The organism is Pseudoalteromonas sp. J2K-J599 (assembly GCF_059295115.2).
This window is the reverse complement of the sequence record NZ_CM200271.1, coordinates 1542867-1559721: the sequence shown is the minus strand read 5'-3', so window position 1 is coordinate 1559721 and position 16855 is coordinate 1542867. Positions and strand designations below refer to the sequence as shown.

Annotated in this window: 14 protein-coding genes; all 14 read right to left on the bottom strand. The window is 35.0% G+C overall.

The features are described from left to right. Positions 1 to 4: 4 nt before the first annotated feature. The 14 genes from AC5NT5_RS07080 to AC5NT5_RS07015 all read right to left on the bottom strand — a co-directional run bounded on the left by AC5NT5_RS07080 (position 5) and on the right by AC5NT5_RS07015 (position 16840). Complete coding sequence (locus AC5NT5_RS07080; RefSeq protein WP_494513178.1) at positions 5 to 2212, bottom strand: GumC family protein; 2208 nt, start codon at positions 2210 to 2212, stop codon at positions 5 to 7. Positions 2213 to 2235: 23 nt separating this feature from the next. Continuing rightward, positions 2236 to 2754: a polysaccharide biosynthesis/export family protein gene (locus AC5NT5_RS07075; RefSeq protein ID WP_494513179.1), complete on the bottom strand. Its 519-nt coding sequence runs from the start codon at positions 2752 to 2754 to the stop codon at positions 2236 to 2238. Continuing rightward, positions 2754 to 3968 (bottom strand): outer membrane beta-barrel protein, encoded by a 1215-nt coding sequence (locus AC5NT5_RS07070; protein ID WP_494513180.1) that lies wholly within the window; start codon positions 3966 to 3968, stop codon positions 2754 to 2756. Before AC5NT5_RS07070 ends, AC5NT5_RS07075 begins: the two co-directional genes overlap by 1 nt. Continuing rightward, positions 3952 to 5355, bottom strand: coding sequence for an undecaprenyl-phosphate glucose phosphotransferase (locus AC5NT5_RS07065; RefSeq protein ID WP_494513181.1), 1404 nt, complete (start codon positions 5353 to 5355; stop codon positions 3952 to 3954). Before AC5NT5_RS07065 ends, AC5NT5_RS07070 begins: the two co-directional genes overlap by 17 nt. A 223-nt stretch (positions 5356 to 5578) precedes the next feature. Further along, positions 5579 to 5980, bottom strand: coding sequence for a 3-phosphoshikimate 1-carboxyvinyltransferase (locus AC5NT5_RS07060; protein ID WP_182672264.1), 402 nt, complete (start codon positions 5978 to 5980; stop codon positions 5579 to 5581). Positions 5981 to 5996: 16 nt separating this feature from the next. Further along, entirely contained in the window at positions 5997 to 7418 is a 1422-nt protein-coding gene (locus AC5NT5_RS07055) for a phosphomannomutase (RefSeq protein ID WP_494513182.1), read from the bottom strand. Between the two features lie 33 nt (positions 7419 to 7451). Next, the gene (locus AC5NT5_RS07050; RefSeq protein WP_494513183.1) at positions 7452 to 8858 is read right to left on the bottom strand and encodes a mannose-1-phosphate guanylyltransferase/mannose-6-phosphate isomerase; all 1407 of its coding nucleotides are present in this window, start codon (positions 8856 to 8858) and stop codon (positions 7452 to 7454) included. Between the two features lies 1 nt (position 8859). Further along, entirely contained in the window at positions 8860 to 10317 is a 1458-nt protein-coding gene (locus tag AC5NT5_RS07045; RefSeq protein WP_494513184.1) for an oligosaccharide flippase family protein, read from the bottom strand. A 3-nt stretch (positions 10318 to 10320) separates the two neighbouring features. Then, positions 10321 to 11325 carry a glycosyltransferase gene (locus AC5NT5_RS07040; protein WP_494513185.1) on the bottom strand — a complete coding sequence of 335 codons (1005 nt, stop codon included), beginning with the start codon at positions 11323 to 11325 and terminating at the stop codon, positions 10321 to 10323. 6 nt (positions 11326 to 11331) lie between these two features. After that, entirely contained in the window at positions 11332 to 12375 is a 1044-nt protein-coding gene (locus AC5NT5_RS07035; protein WP_494513186.1) for a glycosyltransferase family 4 protein, read from the bottom strand. 18 nt (positions 12376 to 12393) lie between these two features. Continuing rightward, positions 12394 to 13530 carry a glycosyltransferase gene (locus AC5NT5_RS07030; protein ID WP_494513187.1) on the bottom strand — a complete coding sequence of 379 codons (1137 nt, stop codon included), beginning with the start codon at positions 13528 to 13530 and terminating at the stop codon, positions 12394 to 12396. 48 nt (positions 13531 to 13578) lie between these two features. Beyond that, complete coding sequence (locus tag AC5NT5_RS07025; RefSeq protein WP_494513188.1) at positions 13579 to 14631, bottom strand: acyltransferase family protein; 1053 nt, start codon at positions 14629 to 14631, stop codon at positions 13579 to 13581. Continuing rightward, positions 14628 to 15884, bottom strand: a complete 1257-nt coding sequence (locus AC5NT5_RS07020) for an O-antigen ligase family protein (protein WP_494513189.1) — start codon at positions 15882 to 15884, stop codon at positions 14628 to 14630. The genes AC5NT5_RS07025 and AC5NT5_RS07020 overlap by 4 nt, the downstream gene beginning before the upstream one ends. Further along, on the bottom strand, positions 15881 to 16840 hold the full coding sequence (locus AC5NT5_RS07015; RefSeq protein WP_494513190.1) for an acyltransferase family protein: 960 nt from the start codon (positions 16838 to 16840) through the stop codon (positions 15881 to 15883). Before AC5NT5_RS07015 ends, AC5NT5_RS07020 begins: the two co-directional genes overlap by 4 nt. Positions 16841 to 16855: the final 15 nt, after the last annotated feature.

The following is a 16855-nucleotide window of genomic DNA, read 5'->3' as shown; positions in this document are numbered from 1 at the left end:
TTAACTATGCATTAGGTTGTTCAGGTTTTTGCGAGTAATCGTAATAATCGTAATAACCATGGCTATGCTCGTCTTTACTTTTACTCATATCTACTTGGTTAAGCACAATACCTGCAACATGAGCTTTAGATTCAAACAAGCGCTCAATACCTGCTTTAATAGGCTTAATTCGCGTAATATCCGACTTAACAACATAAATTACCGAGTCTGTACTTTGCGCAACAACTAACGCATCACTCACGGCTTGTGTTGGTGGTGTATCTATAATTATATGGTCATATTGAGCTTTCAAGCCATCAATTACTTCATTAAAGCGCGCGTTAGATAAAAGCTCTAACGGGTTACTAGGAATCTGACCACTTGGCATAATAGTTACGCCTGACTGCACATCAACATGTATACACTCACTTAACTGCTCTGTGCCTACAATTAAATTACTTAACCCTGGGTGAAATACTGGTATATCAAAGCGCTTTGCAATACTTGGTTTACGTAAATCTGCATCAATTAATAATACTTTACCCATTTGTGCAAGCGACATAGCTAAATTAGCTGAGGTCGTTGTTTTACCCTCACCCGGTGAGCTTGATGTAACTGCAATTACTTTATGATCACGCTCTAACTGAGTTAATAACAAGCTAGTTCTGAACGTACGTACTGATTCAGCAAAACGCCTGTAATTGTCATCAAGATATGCGTGAATCGGAAAAACACTATTTTTAGGTATTTTTACATGCGGTAATAAACCCAGCATGCGCTGTGCTAACTTACTTTCAACATCATTTTTGGTTTTAACAGTATCGTTAAGGGCGTCAAATATAAAGCTCATAATTACTGCAAAACCAAAACTAGCTATAAAAGCTAAAATAATAATAAGCTTTTTATTTGGTTTTGCTGGTTTGTTTGGTGCATAGGCACGATCCGTAAAGCGAGCAGCTGCAGAGCTAAAATCACTTGTTACTTCAGTTTCTTTAGAGCGAGATAAAAACGTATTAAATATATTTCGATTAGTCTCAACTTCGCGTTTTAGTTGGTTATATTGGGTTTCTTTTCGGGTAATATCTTGATATTCTGCACGTATTTTAACTAGGTCACGCTCAAGCGCACTAACAGTACGAGTAATGCGGTTTAGCTCTTTTTCAATGCCGGTAATAAGGCCCTTAATTTGCTTATTTAAATTGTTTTTTACCGTTGCAAGCTCAGCTTGAGCAGAGATCATGCGAGGGTGTTTAGGGCCATAAACCTCACCTAAGTCACTTAATTTACGCTCAACTAGTATCACCTCACGCTTAACATCCTGTATTACTTTATGCGAAGTGATTTCCGGCATACTGCCTAAAAGCTCTAAGTTATTATTTCCGTACTCACTTATTACACGGTTAATACTTTCAAGGTTGTTTTTTTCATTGCGTGCAACAATTAACTGCTGCGATATCTGTTCAAGCTCTTGCGTAGCAAGCCCTGCTATACCTTCAATATCAACAAGTTTTTGCTGCTCTCGGTAAGCTTGCAAGCGAACTTCTGAGTCATCTAGCTGAATTCGCAATTGCGATAAGCGTGTATTTAACCAACTGGAAGCTTGTTGTGTAATCCCCATTTTTGCACGCATTTGGCTATCTATATAAACTTCACCAACAGTGTTCGCTACAAGCGCTGCTAATTTAGGATCGCTTGACTCAAAACTTACTTGCACTAATTGCGTTTTACGAATAGGTGAAACAGAAAGGCGAGATTTAAATGCAGTTAGCAAGCCTAACATTTCACGGTCAGCTTGTTCATAAGGAGAATATATCGTTTCTTCTTTTTTATTTAAAAAAGGGAGTTGCTCTTTTATAGCTGTTTTAAGTTCACCTAACACTGACGGTTTTTCAATAAAATCTGTATGATCTTTTAAATTAAGTTTAGTAATTACTTCGCGGGCAATACTGTCGGACTTAATTACTTCAAACTGCGTCAGATAATATTCTTTTTTAGTCGAATCTAGTCCATATATTTCATCAAAACTCACTGCTTTAGTTTGCTCTGCCTCAATAAGTAAAGTTGCAGTAGCAATATATTTGGGTATTAACGTTAGTGCTACCATTATTGTCAATAAAGTAACAACGGTCGCAAAACTCAAAATACGCCATTTTGCGCGCCTAAGAACATTAAGATAAGCGCTAAAATCAATAATGTCTTCATTATTGACCTGAGTTTCATTTATTTGATTCATTAATTACTGCCTTGTAAACTACTTTAAAACAAGCGTTGTTCTATTTTTATGGTATCGCCCGCTGCAATTTGGCTATTTAAATTACCTTTTTGTTGCTGCTGTTTAGTTTGCTCTTTAAATATGTATATTTTGTCAATCGAGGCACGCTCAGTTAATCCACCCGCTAGTGCAATAGCTTGATTAACTGTCATAGCAGGCTGGTAAGGGTAAGCACCAGGCTCTTTAACTTCACCGTGAATATAGAAAGGGCGGTACTCAATAACCTGAACATATACATTGGGGTTTATTAAATATTCAGGCTTTAACCCTTGCGATATAACTTGTTCAACCTCTGATGTATTAAGCCCGGCAAGTTTTACTTTACCTAAAAATGGGTAATTAACCTCACCACTATTACCTAAAAGTGCAATAACCTCTAAATCAGGTTGGCCAAACACTTTTATTTCAACCTTATCGCCAGCACCTAAAATATAACTTTGTGCTGTTTGAGCAAAGCAAACGCTGCTTAAAACTAGCAGCGTTAAACTAAAAATAAACTTCATTAATTAGCCTTTAAAGCAAATGTAAAATTAACACCAACAATAACGCGGTCAAACTCTATTGCGCTTTGAGTAGAATCTTTATCAATAAAATCGACGTAAGTAGAAACCATACCAAAATTACTAGCAACGTAGTTTAAACCTAAACGAGCACTTTTAGATTTATCTTTACGGCCTACATCGCCAGTATATTGCTCGTCAGTATAATTAACACCAGCAAGCGAGCTTAAATAGTCACTCCAGTTATGGGTCCAATTAATACCGTATGTACTTTCTTTAATGTAATCGCCTTCTACTAATGGGTCTTTAGCTGAGCGACTTGTTGTAAATTGTACAGTAGAGTAGCTAAGTGGTTGCCAGTTAACACCCGCCTCCCAACTTAAACCGCTAAAATTTTCACGCTCATTAGCGCTAAAGTCTTTATTTTGATAACCTAATTTAAACGAGCCAGATGTAACCGCTGTTGCTTCCCACTCCATACCAAGTAGTATTTTTACATCATCACTATCACGTGAAATACCATTAGCTTGTAAAAAATCATAACGGTAGTTTTCTTGCTTAACCTCTAAAAATGTACGTGTAGAAGCTTGGGTGTTATAGTAGCCAGTTACACCAATTAACGATTTATCATAATCACGGTATTGCGATATTTCTCTAAAGTTTTGATATTTTTTACTAAAAAAACCAGCTTTTAAAGCAACTTGCGCTTTAGAACTTTGAGCTCCGTACTCGTAGTGCGCTAAAACATTTTGCTCCTGATATTTTACTAACTCATTAACAGCATCACCCAAGCCTTCGGTCAAGCCACTACCACGGGGCTCGTAAAGCCAATCGGCGTCACCGTTAATATCTAGACGATGTAGACTAGTAAACTCTTTATGTACACCGGCACCAAGATTAACTTGGGTAAAGTTATCAGCTGTATCTTTATTGTGTAAAGAACTGCTAGTTCCTAAGTCTAAGCTATAACTATCTGGGCCATTATCAATAACCGCTTTAACATTAGGAGTTATAGTCCAAATTAATCGCGACTCTTCATTATCGGGTGTGCTAAAAAAGTTATTATTACTACTAAGCCCGGTTTGTAACGTTGGTGTAAGTTCTGCGCCATCTTTAGTTATAAAACTACCTGGCTTTAAATTTGCAGCTGCGGGAGCTGCAAAACCTACACTTAACAAAGCAAAAATATGGGTAAATGTTTTAATATGCGTTTGCATTCTTAAATCCTTTAAAAATTGTCATAAAAATAATTTTTATATCAAACCATAACGACCAGTGCTTAATATAATGTAAGTCAAATTCCACACGTTTTTCCATTTTATCAAGAGTGTCGGTTTCGCCGCGCCAGCCATTAATTTGCGCCCAACCTGTAATGCCTGGCTTAGCTTTATGACGTAACATATAAAACTCAACCTTTTTACGATATTCCTCATTATGGGCAACCGCATGAGGCCGTGGCCCAACTATCGACATATCACCTTTTAAAACATTTATAAATTGTGGTAACTCATCAAGGCTTGTACGGCGTAAAAAACCACCTAAAGGTGTAATGCGCACATCATTTTTTGTAGCTTGTGTAACTACAGCACTGTTTTCGGTAACACTCATTGAACGGAATTTCCATACTTTAATTCTACGTCCATCAAGCCCGTACCTGTCTTGTTTAAAAATCACAGGACCTTTAGAAGTAAATTTAACAGCAAATGTAATGGCAATTAAAATAGGCGATATAAGCATTAAAATAATGGAGGCTACTATTATATCTTCAGTGCGTTTTATAAACTCACGCGCACCAATAAAGGGGGATTCAAACACGCTCAATGTGTCAACATTACCCACATGCTCTATCCGCGCGTGTATTAAGTTAGATATTAAAAAGTCAGGAATAATATGCACATCTACCGTTGTATCACCTAATTGGCGTAAAATATCAGCTATACGCTTATCAGCCTTCATTGGAAGAGCAATATATAAAACGCTAATTTCACCATTACGAGCAGCTTCTACCGCGTTTTGTATTCGTCCAGCTACATCGTGCTTGGTAGAATTTTCAAAAAGTCGTTCTGGTTGCCTGTCGTCATAAAAACCTAAGAAGTTAAAACCAAGTTCATCATTTTTAATTATTTCATTATACAAATTGACCGCTGATTCTGTTGCCCCAACAATTGCAACATTACGTAAATTCAGGCCTAACTTCCTTCGGCTTCTTTTAAATAGGTGTACTGCTAGACGCCAAACATACAAAAATACAATACTAAGCAAAAACCACAAACCCAAACCAATTCGAGAGAGCGATTCAGTAAACTTAAAACTAAACGATATAAACAGCAGTACAGCAAAGGCTACAAATAAAGCCCCCCAAGCACAAAGTACCATGGTTCTAAATTTACCTGCTCGCCAAGAGCGGTAAGCAGAGAATATTTCAGCGCAATATAAAAAACTCAAAGCAACGGTTAAAACTGAAACCATATAAATGGGCGAAAGCTCGAAGCTATAAAATAAAGCAGAACATTGAAAGGCTAAAAATAACGCAAAAATATCGAACAAACGATAAAAATTTGCATCAGACGAGCCATTTGGCTTAAACGTCCTTGAAGATGTCATACTATCGTATCCCTATAGATATCTTAAAAAGTGAATCAGCTTCACAAAACTACGCCACAAATGTTACAGCATCATACTAAAGTATTCAATATTGCTTATTGTATATATACAGCAATAATAAGCAAAAAACTTATAACTAGTGAGTAAGTTGCATAAAACAAACAAATATAAACTTACGTAAATTCCACAAACATTTGTAAACATAAACATAAATACCGTGCCTTTATTTAAACAACCCCCGAAACCAAGACCATACTCCAAAAGAATAATCACTAAATATATCAATACCTAACGCAGACTTGATCAAATAAACAATTAATAGTAAAACTGTAATTACAAACAAACAAAATATAGATATTGTGATAACTTGTGATAATGCCGCTATTTTCTGTTCTTGTTCGCTAAGCTCTCGCCTATTTCTACCTGCTAACAAAACAAAATAATACCTATATTTAAAAAATTTAATTACCCCTCTACAATCTATTGTATGTTTACCCCACTGCCTTGCACCAATAGCAACTTTTAAATGAGCTAACTGATCGTCAGAGAAGCTGGACTGCACATTTTCGGGCATCCGTTTTAATAAGCTTTGTATTGCAGGGTCTTTTTTAAGTGAAGAACTCATTCAGATTACTCTTTTATTAATGTATCTCGTTAATGAGTGTTTTAAACGAATTTAAAGTGGTCCTTGATAGTCCCCTTGCCCCCTTCAAGCTATCACTCTCAGTATAACAACGTAATTCTGGCGCATTACCAGAAGGACGCAAGTGTACAACATCACCGTTATTAAAGCTTAGCCTTAACCCATCAGTAGAATTTTTAGATTCTAATTTGAGGTGACTTAAACCTAAATCTGCTACGAGCTCATCAACCTCATATATACCTCGTTCAATAACGCTCTTACTTTTAGATTTTTCGATGGCTTTTAAGCGGTCGCTAAAAGTGAATCTATGCGGGAGAGACTCTACTAAACCTGAAAGGGCAAAGTTACCGGCCAAATTTAAAACTGCCAGTACGGGTAAGATGGCATCCCTTGTGGGTAGTTGTAATAGCTTTTTATTATCAATGATTATAGATGACGCTAATAAAAACCCCCCATTTGCCTCAAAACCAGCCACAGAATTAAAATTTTGTTTTAAGTTATCGAATTCCTCAATCACATAAGGAGACCCTATTTTAGTACGTATAACCTTTTTAAAATAACCACTTTTTTCTATACTAGTTATGCAGCTAACAGGTACAGCAAGCGCATCAATACCTAAACTCTTTGAAGCTAACAAACCTAATATATCACCTGTAAAATATTCTCCTGTTTCATCTGCAAGTAGCGGCCTATCACCATCACCGTCGGTAGAAAAAATAGCATCTAGATTATATTCTTCAGACCATTTTCTCGCTTGCTCTCGATCAGAGTCTGCGACGGCTTCTGTATCAATTGGAACAAACTCGTCACTAAAGCCAAGACATATAACTTCTGCCCCTAGCGCTTTAAACAAGTCGGGATATAAATCTCTGCCTGCACTTGAATGTTGGTATATTCCAATTCTTTTTGAATGTAATAAGTTAGCAGGAAATACATCTATATAACGCTTTAAATACAGGTTAAAGGCGCGCATATCAGAGATAGGTAAAGGCAATAAATCTATTTGATCAAAATGAGTACTAGACGAAATTATTGCAACCTCATCTTGTTTAGTTATTTCACCAGTTTTTGTATAAAATTTTAGACCGTTTCTATCAAAGGGGATATGACTACCTGTCACCATAATTGCAGGGAGGCAGGCAGCTTGCGCAGCGTAAGCTAACGCTGGGGTGGGTACAACACCGAAGTAATCAACTTCAACGTCTACAGATTTGGCTGCACTGATACAGGCTTTCGCCATCGCTGGGCTGCTCGGTCTGTTATCAATAGCAATAGCAATACGTTTAACACCGGCTTGGGTACTTAAAAACGCTAACGTAAATGCAAAACACACTTCGTGTGTAAAATTGCTTACAAGTCCCCTAGCACCTGATGTGCCAAATTCTATACCGCTTTGTTTAATAACAACCGAACTATCCATAGTACCCTCTATAATTAACTAAATTTTTATTTTTTAAGAACGACCGTATCGGTCTTCAAAACGCACTATGTCGTCTTCATCTAAATACGAACCTGACTGCACCTCTATAAGCTCGAGGTCTACTTTGCCAGGGTTTTCTAAGGCATGTACGGCTGTAATTGGTATATACACAGATTCGTTTTCAGTTAAGTACTGTTCTGTACCGTCCAAGTGTACTTTAGCCGTGCCCGACACCACAATCCAATGCTCTGCTCGATGATGATGCATTTGTACTGACAACTTAGCACCAGGCTTAACAGTAATACGCTTAACTTGGAAACGCTCTCCACTATCTACCGAGTCATACTTCCCCCAAGGGCGGTATACCTCACGATGAAACGTAACCTCTGATCGCTGCTCATTCTTTAACTGCTGAACAATGGCTTTTACTTTTTGCGACTCACTTTTGTGAGCGACCAATACTGCGTCCTTAGTACTTACAATCACTAGGTCTTTAACACCTACAGTTGCTATTAACTTATCATCACCAAGCACTAAAGTATTTTTAGTATCAACGGCCTTTACATCGCCGTTAAATGCATTTCCATTTTCATCTTTGTTTGAAACTTCCCATAAAGCAGCAAATCCACCAACATCACTCCAACCAGCGTCCATAGGTACAACTACTGCATCTTTAGTATGCTCCATTACTGCATAATCAATGGATTCATCAGGGCATGATTCAAATGCCACTTTATCTACACGAACGAAATCCATATCATCATTCTGCACCTGCATAGCAAGTTCACATGCCTTATATATCTCGGGTCTAAACGTCTTTAATTCATTTAAGTATTCACTAGCTTTAAATAAAAACATACCGCTATTCCAGTAATACTCACCACTTTCTATGTAAGTTTTAGCAGTAGCTAAATCCGGTTTTTCAACAAAACTGTCAACAACAAAACCTGTTTGGTGAGGCACTCCTCGTTTAATATAACCGTATCCTGTTTCAGGTTTATTACCAGTAATACCAAATGTAACGAGCTTACCTTGCTCAGCAAGTATTGATGCTTGCTCTACACTGGCCTGAAAAGCTGAAATATTTTCTATTACATGATCAGCAGCTAAAACAAGTAATAGAGGATCTTGGTTGTTTTCTAAAGCTTTTAGAGCAGCTAAGGCAATAGCAGGGGCGGTATTACGTCCTGTAGGCTCTAAAAAAATACCAGAATGTTTAACATTTATTTGTCTAAGTTGCTCTGCTGCAATAAATCGATGTTCCTCATTACAAATAAGCATCGCTGGAGTATGTTCGATCCCATCCAGACGATTTAAAGTTTGTTGAAGCATAGTGTGGTTAGACCCATCTAACGCTAGAAATTGTTTAGGATAATTTCCACGAGACAGGGGCCAAAGGCGTGTTCCAGAGCCGCCAGCCATAATTACAGGTAAAATCATCTTAGTCCTTTTTAGAAGGTCTTATTTCAAGTAGACCCAATTTAGTTAAAGTAAAAAATAATAGAGCAACGGCTGTTAAAGAAGCGGTGCCTACTATCAAGCAATTTAAAAATGCACTTGCATATGACATATCCAAACTGGTATCTAAAGTTGATGTAAAGAACAAATTTAAATAACAAGTCATTATAATTAAGCTTAGTAATAAAAACTGTATAATAGGATAACTCTTGAATAAGTATCTGTGTAGTACATAGAAACATTGGATGTAATTTATGGCGAATGATATTGCCAGAAAAGTACAAAGGTTTAGCAAGTCACCAGTCATGACACCAAATATAATAGCGCAGACATTAGTAATAGAGGAAAATAATCCACAGAAAAACATATGCTTAGTTGCACCGAAAGCTTGAAATATTCCACCGGTGCTGCTTAATACCATCTGCAGGGGTATTGTGACAGACAATACTTTTAAAATAGATACAGTGTTTTCCCATTGCGGGCCGAACAATATCAACACAATATCACTGGCAGCCCAAAACAACACCATAGAGGCAAATAGCCCCAAAGAGGCGAGTTTTATCGCAATTCTATAAAACTCGCTCATCACTACTAATGGTTTGTCTTTGTGCTCAGTTAAAATTGGTTGTAATGCGGGAGTAATCGCGAAAGTAAACAATTGCAAAGGATAGCGCATCACTTGATATGACTTTTCATAAAATCCTACCGCAACTGCTCCAAAATATTTTGCGATCAAAATAGTGTCTAAATTACGGGAGAAAAAGTTCATCACATTAAAAGCGAGTTGATACTTTGCTATCGCAAATAATCTATATATGGCTTTAACATCTTTACCGAACCGAGCTTTGCCCAGCATTGATTTTGTGGATGCTAGATGATAAAAACCAAATCTTATTATAGGAACGACCATCAGCTTACTTAGCAATCCTAATACACCGTAACCACTAAAATACATCGCTACTGCCACACCCAGAGATAATAATTCAGCCAAAATTTCCGCTCTAGCAATTAAGATAAATTGAGTATCTTTTTGTAAACTAGCAAGCGGCAACATTGATAACGCAGAAAAGAGGATATTGAGCGCTAAAACTAAATTAATTTGTTTTAAATTTTTTATCTCCAACCAATCCATAATAAATGGCGTAAGACAAAAGAATAAGATGGCACCAACGATCCCAATAATCAGGGTCGCTGAAAAAATCCCATCCCTCTGCCCCTGCGTAATATCCTTTGTGAAAATTATTGCTGGACCAAGCCCTGAAGTAGCAATCAATTGAAAAAATAAAATTAAAACAGTAACAGCAGCTAAAACTCCAAACATTTGCGGAGTATATAATCTAGAAAGAATAGCCAAAGAGACTATTTGAAAAATATATAAACTGTACTTCCCTGCTAAACTTTTTAATATAGCTTTGTTCAGTTTATTACTAAGATCACTCATAAACTATGACTTATCCCAATAGAGAATATTTTTTATATCATCTGCCATTTGATGATTTGTCGTGTCTACGGATTTAATAACTAGCTGACGAGCTATAAGCTCATCTAAGAGAATTTCTTTCATTTTATGCTCTGGAAACACAACATCGAATAGCTCGCTACCAATTTCATTTGCTATTTGTAATTGGTGATCATCTGAAAATTCATTGAAACGCGCCACTCTCGGCACAAAGATTACCTTTTTCTGGTAACTAAGCATTTGGTTTATACTCCCAATACCACAATGGCTAATAACCAAACTCGCTTGCTGAACTAATTTACTCATTTCATCTCTTGTAATCATATCGACCACTTGGCCATTTTTAGGCATATGAGTAAGCGAATTGTGACCCTTTTGAATAATCCATTTAACCTTATCGCTATTGTATAACGGTTGCTGATAAAGCATTTCGAGAAGACGGTCAAAGTCATATTGATTAGTACCAACAGTAACCAATATTACAGGCGGTGAGGTTTGCTCTTGCGTAATCAATTCATAACTATTTTCACATTTTATATCAAAACATTTACCGATATATTTAACATTATTTTTTTTAGCAATATCATGCCATTGACAAAAGAAGTCATCATATAAAGAATATTTATGTATTAGTTTCCCGGTATTTGAGAGCTCTACTACTCTTGAAAGGGTATCAACATATACAAACTTCAAAGGTAATATTTTACAAAGGAAAGCAAATGGCAACGCAATTGGTCCACCTGTGCTTATAATGGCTTTTGGACGCTCTCTTAAAATTACGTATAGCGCATAAAAAATATTATAAAAGTGAATAAAAAAATTGAATTGGGTATCCCAAATTTTGTAGATCTTTTTAATTCTTTCATTAGCAATGTTAACTTTGTTAGTTACGAGAGTTAGGTCATTACATTTACTCGTTAAACACATTGCCTGAGTTAAGTGACCTCCAGCTGAGGCTATAACTAGTATTTTTTCGTTCATTTTTGACATATTAATCTACTTAATTTGTTTGTATAGTTGAAACGTTTCTTCGCACATACGCACGGAGGTATACTTTTCAAGGTAAACTTTTCTAGAGTGTAAAGATAAACTTTCGAAACTAGTATTTTGAAGTCTTTTTATAGACTCAGGGATGCTTTGCTCATAATCTTGTAAGTTAAAAACAAATCCACTTCTGTTGTCTTCAATTAAATAAGGTAACGCCCCCCTGTTACTACACAGCACAGGTGTTCCGCTTCTTAGTGACTCAATAGCAACCAAGCCGAAACCCTCCCAACGACTTGGCATTATAACTGCGTCATAGTCTGAATATAACATTTCAAGTTCTTTTTGTGATTTCCAGCCTAGAAAAGTAACATTGTCTATGTCTAAGTCGTAATCAGAATCTTTTAAAACAGATTCCCCAACAATATCAAGACTCTTATCTATAAGTCCTTCCTTATATAGGTTAAGAAGAAGGTCTAAGCCTTTTTGTTCATCTAGTCTACCTACAAAAAGAAGTCGCCCGTTTCTAATTAGATTGATATCTACTGAAGTATCGGGAACGCCATTATTAATCAATACTAGCTTGCTTTTACCCAAAATTCGGCTTAGTTGGTCATATTCATATTCGGATATCGCAATCATTTTGTTCATATTATTAGAAAGGAACTTTTCAATAAATTGATATAGATGTTTTTTGAACCCGCTTACTCGATCTGAATCAAAGGAAATACCATGAGGCTGATAAACAATTTTAACTCTAAAGGGACTCAACGCGATTCTTCCGACTAAGCCTGCAAAAGAACTATGTAAATGTACAACGTCTGGTTTAAACTTTAGATAGCTTGAGATTATTGAAAATCCGAAACGTATCAAGCCAATTAAACTTCTTCCTCCATTGAATACGTAGGTATCTTTACAATCAACATATTCTGTGTGCGTTTTTTCAATCAACAGCGAAACTTTAGAACCGTTAAGCTTTTCTTGATGAGTAATAAGAGAGCTCAAGATTGTAGCCACACCACCTTTGGTATATTCAGCAACATGCAAAATTTTCAAGTAAATTCCTATTAAAATTTAATTAATGTTTTTCAATTTATGTAGATAAGTTTTTGCAATATGAGCTTTTTGAAATCGCTTTAACTCTCCACTTGAGGCCATATTTAGAGCGCTAGAAAGATACATATTTCTTTCATTTTCTAAATCAACTATTCCTTTCTCTATGCTTTTAATATTTTGATCACTTATTTTGATAGAGTTATTAAGGTTATCGAAATAGCCATCTATACCTGTCTCATTAACATACAAAAAAGGACATCCACAAGCCGCAGCCTCTACATAAACCATTCCGAAAGTCTCGTTTACTGATGGTAGTAAAAGCCCTCTACTATTTTGCAAAACTTTAGATATGCCTTCACTATCTAAAACACCTATAGTTTGGATACTACTCTCTAGCTTTAACTCAGTGATTAAGCGATTAACTGTTTGTTTATTTTTTTGATTACCTCCACCTATGATATCTAGTTTAATTTCATAGCCATTTCTGTTTAAGTTAGAAATAGCATGAATAAGTGGGACCACACCTTTTCTGTGATATTGATCAAAATTTAAAATCGTACAATAACGCTTTTTTTTTACATCCCTTGCAGGGCTCATTTTTTCTATATGGCAAATGTTTGGTAATTCAGTAGCACTATTTACCTTTATATTAAAAGCGTCTTCAATACTTTTTTTTGCCCACACGCTAACCCAAAATATATTTTCCGCGTCTAAAAATATCTTTTTAAACAATTTATTACAGTCTTTCAATCTGTTGATATTGTGAAGGTCGCTTCCTCCCCGAATCGAAACCGAGTAATTTAACTCCATTTTTTTGCTTAAATAAAATGCAAACATCCCTTCAGTTGTTAGTTTATGCGCGTGAATCTTATCAAAATTTGATTTTCTCAAATATCTATAAATAATATTGCACCAAAAAACTATTGAAAGCCTAGAAATAAATGGCAAAGGCAGTGACCAGTAAACTAATGAAATACCGTCCTCAAAGTTTTTAATTGAAATTTTAAATGGATTTGATGTCCGATTAATTGAAAGCACAAAGTGTTTAACACTTGGATCAATGATTTTTGCACTATCTATTAAATTAGAGACAGCTTTAGTCGCTGAATAAGGCCTACCATCAGGATAGTCTTGATGTATATGAAGTAAATTCATTTTATTTCCTAAAGATTACTGAGCCAGTGTATCGAACAGTTCATATATTTATTTAGCTCTTTTCATCAAGTCTCTTAGATAAATGGTAATGAGCATTAGTGATATCATAAGAATAAAAAATATTAACTCTACTATCGGTTTCTTCTCATCAAATAGGAATTCAGTCAAAGGAGATGATAAAAATAAATAATAATGAAGCACGTAAGCTAAAAGAGAATTCCTGCCTATAACGTCTATATAATCAAAAATATAATTTTTGATTAATTGAAAATTAGATATGTAAGAAACAAATATAGTTATAGCTATTGCCATCCCAGTGTAAAGTAGCATGTAAGAAAAGTGTGGTGGGCTTTTTAACTTAGCTGTAGCAAGTAAATATATTGGGTTGTCATTCATTGAAAAGAGTGCAATTGAAGCTAAGGCAATAGAAAAAAGTGAGAGCAAACCAAAATAGCTTAGCCTTTTCATTTGAGAATCGAGCTTTATGTATATACGAGAAAAAACCATTCCCAGCATAACCAAACCAAAGAAAGGAAAAAATGCATATACATCAAAGAACAATAAGCGAAACCACATATCATCTATTTCACTAGAGTAACTATCCCCAACGAAATAACCTATCGCATAAATTAATATGGCTAAAAATAAAAAGATACGTGTTTGAATTTTCTTTAAAAGCATTAAAAAAAGTGGTGCTAAAGAAATAGCTAAAAAGTAAAAGCTCAATATTTCACCCGAGGAAGAAAACCCTTTATACAAGAGAATATCTTTTACTGTACTTTGCATTTCTGGATATCTTATTGCTGTACTTAGAACAATTACTTCACGGGCCAAGAATACTAGTGCCAATTTTGGGAGTAGTTTTTTATATAACTTTTTTACGTCTTCATAGCTATTAAGTTTTTTGTAGTAACAGGTTGCAAATGTAAACCCAAATATCAGAATAAAGTATGGCGTTGCCACCCTTAAAAAAACCTTAGACAAATCCAAAACTTCACTTGAAATAAAACCTCTCGATTCTAGCCCACCAACATAGTGGACTAAAATCAAAAATAATATTGCAATTCCTCGGCATGTATCTAGCCAATTTAATCGCGTCATAGTTTAAACCCTTTTTTAACTTCACTGCTATATTTATAAGCAGAGTTAGTTACTCTACTCAAAGTAAAAATTGTAATAACAAACAACCAAACCATATTTTGATCTCGCAAGAAAGTAGCTTCCGTTATATTATTTATAAGCGGGATAATACAACACGCAATAAGGATTTTATCTTTAATCCCTAAGTATATATAAAAAAGACACATAGCAATTATTATTGATCCATAGAAACCAAATTGAACAAAAATATCAATAAAGCCATTGTGCGAAGAGTTAATTCTACTTAAGTAACTCCACCCATCATCGAACAAATAAGGAACAACACCTGTGTTAAAGTAAGAACTGTATCCGTACCCTGCTGGAATTTTATTAAAATAATTTAAATCGTGATACAGCGTCTCCCATATCATCCCTCGCCCGGTTATAGCCTCTGGAGATAGATATAGTCCTACGTGAGTATAATCTGAAAAAAAAGCGCTCAAACCTGGTATGAATATAAAAACAGAAGCTAATACAAAGAAAGTGATTGGGATTAGTAACCTACTAAAAACTTTTGAAGTATTGATAAAAAATAAAAAAACAAGAAAAGTTAAAATACTCGTTTTACTTTGTGTCAAGATAAGTAATATAAAAAAGACGCCGCAAAGTATGGTTAAGTATTTTTTTGAAGAGCTCGAACTTTTTAAACAAATTAGAAGAACGCCTAGTAAAACTAAAAGGTTTTGTCCTAAAACATTTTTTCCTCTGGCGAAGCCAGTAAGAGCCCCAACACGATCAAATCCAGTTCCATTAAGCACGCTATAACAAATTAAAGCAAAAATAAAGCAACTGACTAGCAAGATGCTATTTGTTAAGTTATTGTGGTAACAAACAAAATATATTGATAGTACTACCGTAAAGCTAAATATGAGTTGGAAAATAGACCTTTTTATTGTCAAGGAAGGGAAATCAGACCAAAACGATGTAATTAAGCAATAACTGCATATTGCTAAAAATATTAAAAGCAATTTGGATTTTGAAACTGTAAGAATCACATCTTTACGAGAATAAGTTCTTAAGACAAAAAAACCAAATAAGAATAGCCAAAACACTTGTTTCAGCACACTACTTTTGCTTCCATCCTCCACACTTACTGAATCATCCAACATTAACCCCAACTTAGGTGTTAAGTCGGGCGAAAAAAAACCAAAACAAAATAAAAATATGAATAAAAAACCATATTTTTCAATGAAAATTATTGTTTTATTTATCATGTTTGACCCAAAAATATTTTGCGCGTAACTTTATTTTGATTGAAGATAAATTGGCACATCATACAAAATGAAATTGATAGCAAAATGACAAGTAATTCGTTTGTGATTCCTATTTGATGCCTCAAGGTAATTTGCACCGCTTGATGGAGGTACATAATGGTCATAGAGGCAACACCGATATGAGAAAGTATTTTTAATTTTATTAAATCTGAATATTTTTTAAAAAACTCAAAAATAAATAAAACGAACACCATAGACATAACAAAAGTCAAAATTGGTAATCCATACTTAGATTCTTTTATATCTGTATAAAAAAGCTCTGGGTACGCCAAGTAAAGTATAAGTGATAGCATCGTTAAACCTGATAGCTTTTTAAATGAAATGCTCATTTTATACTTTGAATAAATGTGCCCAGCATAAAAAATTGGAAAACAATAAAGTACTGTATTCAGGGCGAAGATAAAGGGAAGGTTAGGAGCATAGAATGCTTGAGTATAAGCTAATATTAGAAATACCAAGGCAATAATCAAAGTGTATACAACTCTGATTTTAACTAAAAGAGAACCTATTAATAACGTAAAAAATAGACTTGTAACAAACCAAAAGACTGAAAACCAGCCAGTTAGATCAATTCCACCATAAAACACTTTAGTGAATATGTTATTAATTACTTTTATATCTCTATCTTTAACTATCTCAATAATCAGTAGCGATGAACTTAATAGAATAAAGTAAAAAGTGTAAGGCACTATTAAAGAGATAAATTTCTTACTGAAAACATTCCTAAATGTTGTACTTGTTTTATATAAATAACCGCTTAAGAAAAAGAATAAGGGAACATGAAACATATAAAGAAAGTCTCTAATAGGACCTGATAACACGTGGCCAGCTACTATCAATATGATGCCTACACCTTTAATTAAGTCTACCCATTTATATGAGGCATTTTCTTTCATAATACTTACTACTTA